Source organism: Stenotrophomonas sp. 05L44_2 (genome assembly GCF_056665995.1).
In genome coordinates, this window is record NZ_JBFTNR010000564.1 from 1 (window position 1) to 4,201 (window position 4,201).

Annotated in this window: 5 protein-coding genes; 4 read left to right on the plus strand and 1 reads right to left on the minus strand. The window is 68.1% G+C overall.

Annotated elements, in window-relative coordinates; all coding sequences use genetic code 11:
- The 4 genes from AC1VAN_RS17440 to AC1VAN_RS17455 all read left to right on the plus strand — a co-directional run.
- Positions 1 to 370 (plus strand): hypothetical protein (locus tag AC1VAN_RS17440; protein WP_480986307.1); only part of this gene is annotated, 370 nt, incomplete at its 5' end.
- On the plus strand, positions 367 to 1,983 hold the full coding sequence (locus AC1VAN_RS17445; RefSeq protein WP_480986308.1) for a hypothetical protein: 1,617 nt from the start codon (positions 367 to 369) through the stop codon (positions 1,981 to 1,983). The genes AC1VAN_RS17440 and AC1VAN_RS17445, both read left to right, overlap by 4 nt.
- Positions 1,984 to 2,061: 78 nt before the next feature.
- A complete protein-coding gene (locus tag AC1VAN_RS17450) occupies positions 2,062 to 2,643 on the plus strand; it encodes a hypothetical protein (RefSeq protein WP_442251060.1) in 582 nt (193 codons plus the stop codon).
- Entirely contained in the window at positions 2,640 to 3,995 is a 1,356-nt protein-coding gene (locus AC1VAN_RS17455; RefSeq protein ID WP_478013500.1) for an AMP-binding protein, read from the plus strand. Before AC1VAN_RS17450 ends, AC1VAN_RS17455 begins: the two co-directional genes overlap by 4 nt.
- Positions 3,996 to 4,005: 10 nt before the next feature.
- Here the strand turns inward: AC1VAN_RS17455 and AC1VAN_RS17460 are convergent.
- On the minus strand, positions 4,006 to 4,201 hold a 196-nt coding region (locus AC1VAN_RS17460), incomplete at its 5' end, for a TraX family protein (protein ID WP_480986309.1).

Here is a 4,201-nt window from a genome sequence, read left to right on the forward strand (position 1 = left end):
CTGGTGGAATCCGCGGCAGGGCAGCGTTGACCTGCGCGGGCATCGTGTCGGCAGCTTCAGCGGCCTGGACGGCGCGTTTCCGGCACCGCCACAGGTTCGTGCAGCGACCGAGGGCTTCGTGGTCGAAAGTGCAGGCGGGTACTTCCTGCTGCTCGCCGATGCCTTCGGTGCTGTCCTGCTGCCTGCCAGCGCCGCCGAGTACGCAGCGGGCAGCAGCAGTGGGCCGGCGCCGGATGTGACCGCCCGGTTGGGCGTGCAGTGGATGGCGCCGGCGTTGTCCAAGGACGACCTGTGTGCGGTCTCCGGCGCGTCGGGCATCGCCCTGTTCTCGCCGTGGTCGCACCATGTGCATGTGTTGCCACCCCAATGAGTGCCACGGTCGCTGATCCGCTGCAGCCCTGGCGCGAGGCCTGGCCACAGGCACTGGCCACATGGAGCCGTTTCACCCGGCTGCAGGACCCGAAGCTGTGCCATTCGCGCATGCAGGCGGCCGCCGAGGGCCTGACCGGCAGCTTCGCGGCCATCCGCCTCGCCGACCAGCGCATCGTCATCGACCTGGAAGAAGTACAGCGCCTGCAGCTGCAACCCTACGCGCTGGAGATCCTCGCCCACGAGATCGGTCACCACGTGCTGGCGCCTGCCACCGCCAGCGACCATGCACGGCTGCTGGCGCGCATCCGCCGTGCGCTGCCGACGCTGGAAGCGCATGCACCGATGGTCGCCAACCTCTACACCGACCTGCTCATCAACGATCGCCTGCAGCGCCAGAGCGGGCTGCGCATGGATGCGATCTATCGACGCCTGGCTGGACAACCGGCGCAGGCCAGCTCTCCGGTCTGGCAGCTGTACATGGGCATCTACGAGGAACTGTGGCAGCAGCCGCGCGGCACGCTGGGGGGCTCGGCCGACGACAGCGCATTGCAGGGCGATGCCTGGCTCGGTGCACGCGTCGTGCGCGTCTACGCCAGCGACTGGATGATCGGCGCTGGTCGCTTCGCCACGCTGCTGCTGCCCTGGCTGCTGGAATCACAGCAGGATGCGCGGGTGGATGCCTTGATGGATACCCGGCACGCCGGCCAAGGAAGCCAACCGGTCGGCCTTGGGCAACTGGAGGACGACGAGCTGGCGCCGGCGCCGCACCCCGCATCCGATCCACGCATCACCGGCGATGAGCGCGGCGGAGACGCACCGCAGAAGAGCGATCTGCCTGCGGATGCGCTCGCTGGGGACCCTGCGCACTCGCCAGGACAGATGCGCGAGCCRTTCGAGTACGGGCAGATCCTGCGCGCGGCCGGCCTGGACCTGGATGACCATCAGATCGCCGTGCGTTATTACCGCGAGCGCGCGCTGCCACACCTGATCCGCTACCCGTCGGGGCCGCAGCCGCAGGCCCTGGAGCCGCTGCCGGAGGGGCTGCAGCCCTGGGAAGCCGGCGATGCACTGGACGCAGTGGACTGGCTGCAATCGGTACTGCAGTCACCCCATGTGATTCCCGGGCTGACGACGGTACAGCGTGTGCACGGGCTGGCACCCGGCCGTGAACCCGCTGCCGAACCGGTGGACCTGGATCTGTACGTGGACAGTTCCGGTTCGATGCCCAACCCGCAGGCATGGACCCACCGGTTGCGTGACACCTATGCCGAGCGTCCGCCGCATGCACGGGCGGTGCATATCCTGCACATCTCCGACGACGGCATCACCACGATGTTCGACAAGGATGAGCGCGGCAACAGCGGCTGGGACGTGGCCGCCAGAGCGCTGCGTGTGGCCGGCGGTGGCGGCACCATGGCACTGAACCTGTTCAGCCCGCTGCCATCCCGCATCGCCGATGCCGGCAACGCGGGATGGACCGGCGATCTGCTGCGCGCACGCGACGCGGGATGGAACATCCATGTGGTGCGCGACATGGCCGACCTGCTGCAGTTCGCGCGCGCCTTCAGCCAGCAGCACTACGGCCCTGGCGACATGCGGGTGCAGCGATGATCGTGGACCGCGCTGCGCCCGCAGCACCTCTGACGATTGCCCTTCCACCCAGGTATTTGCCAAGTCTGGAACCTGACCATGCTCTCCGGCCCCTCCCTTGACGTTCTGCTGCGGCGCCTGCTGGACATGCCGCCCGATTTCCTCGAGCCACCGCGCCGCGCCGGCAGCGGTCGGCTGCACGTCGCGGCGGTGGTGGGCGATGTGTTTGCCGCACGCTCGCTGCACCTGCCCCCTGCACTGCGGGCAACGCTGTCGGGTGATCTGGCCGGCGTGGATGCAAACCAGCTCTCGCTTTCAGCGGTGACCGCATGGCTGATGGCAGATGCGTACTGGAATGCACTGGCTATCGCCCCGGAGGCGTGGATGCCCCTGTTCGCCGAAGCAGTGCCCGCGCTGGCGGCCAGTACCAGCGCAGACCGGTTCGTGTTCGATCCAGAGCGCCGCGAAGAACTGGTGCGTACCGTGGTGGCCCGGCTGGGCCTGCTGCCGCAGGGTGAAACAGCGGCCCAGGCGACCGATCGCCTGGCCCGGGTCAGCGTCGTGGAACGGCAGCGCCTGCTCGATGCCAGCCGCGCCGCTGAAGCGCGCGCGCGTGCCATCCGCGAGGCCTTGGCGCGCAAGGCGGCCGAAGAGTCTGCGGACAAGTGGACCCGCGAGTGAGCCGCGAGCCGACCGATGCCGATCGCTATCCCACGCTGAGCGCGGCGGGCCTGGCGATGCTGCAGCAGATGCGCGAGCACCCGGCGGCGCCGATCTTCCGCAATGCCAGCGGCAACCGCCTGCTTGCCGATGAGGTGACGGCATTGCGTGGCTACGAACGGGAGATCACCTGCGCGCGCTTCGAGTGGACGCCAGACCAACCGCCACCGTGGCTGCAGGCGCATGTGACCGAGGTGTTTGCGCAGGTGCCGTATTACCGCGCGCAGGCGATGCCAGCTTCCTTCACCGACATTGCACCGGTCCACCGTGGCGACCTCGCAGCGGACATCGCCCGTTTCGTGCCGGACCCGGTACCGCTGGAGCGGATGATCAATTTCCGCACCACCGGCACCACCGGCCATCCACTGGTACTGCCATCGCATCCGGTGGTGGCGGCACGCTATCTGGCCCATCACAAGCGCGCCTTGCAGCGCTTCGGCATCACCCTGACGCACGGCCGCGGCCAGATGGGGGTGATGTTGCTGGGCATGCAGCAGCGGTGCTTCACCTATGTTTCGGTGACACCGACGATGGACGAATCCGGCCTGGCCAAGATCAACCTGCATCCCGATGACTGGCGCCATCCTGAGGACCGCGCACGCTACATCGACCAGATGCAGCCGGAAGTGATCGCCGGCGATCCGATTTCCTTCGCAGCGCTGCTGGAATTGCCCGTGCGACACCGGCCGCAGGCGCTGCTGTCGGTATCGATGGCGCTGTCTCCGGGCCTGCGCCAGGCCCTGGCCGCGCGCTTTGGCTGCGCGGTGCTCGATCTGTATTCAATGAACGAAGCGGGCCCGCTGGCCGTGTATGACGATGCAGCCGGCGGCCACGTACTGCTGCAGCCGCGCATGTATGTGGAAATTCTCGGTGCTGACGGGGCGCCGTTGCCGCCCGGGGAGATYGGTGAGATCACGCTCAGCGGCGGATTCAACTTCTGCCTGCCGCTGCTGCGCTACCGCACCGGCGACCGCGGTGCGCTGGCCATGGCCGGCGATACGCCGATGATCGTCGGCCTGCAGGGGCGACGTCCGGTACGCTATCTGACCGCCGACCAGCAGTGGATCAACAACATCGACCTGACCCATGCGCTGGCGGCGCTGCCGTTGTCACGATACGTGGTGCATCAGCACAGCGATGGCCGCGTTGCATTGTCGTTGCCACCTGCAGAGCTGGGCTACTCCGCCGAGGCGATCCGCTGCTTGCGCGCGGTGTTGCGAGGACAGCCGGTGGATGTCATTGCGCTGCAGCGCGAAGACAAGGTTCTGCAGTACTCCAGCGACGTAGCCGGGAGCAGTTCGCCGCCGCGATGAGTGCCCTGCGTCAGCGCAGCCAGTGCGCATAGGCGGCCAGCACCGCCAGGTGCGCCACGTAGTAGACGTAGAACGCCCAGCGCCATCGTGGCAGCCGCCACTGCACGCGCGCGGCCGCCAGCGCCAGCGGGATGGCCAGCAATGCCCATCCATTGCCATTGACCCAGCACAGCCCACCGAATCCGAAGGCCAGCAGCCAGTAGGCC

Bases quoted from the DNA above. Each gene is read 5' to 3' on its own strand.
- AC1VAN_RS17450 (WP_442251060.1), top strand. From the start codon at position 2,062: ATGCTCTCCGGCCCCTCCCTTGACGTTCTGCTGCGGCGCCTGCTGGAC.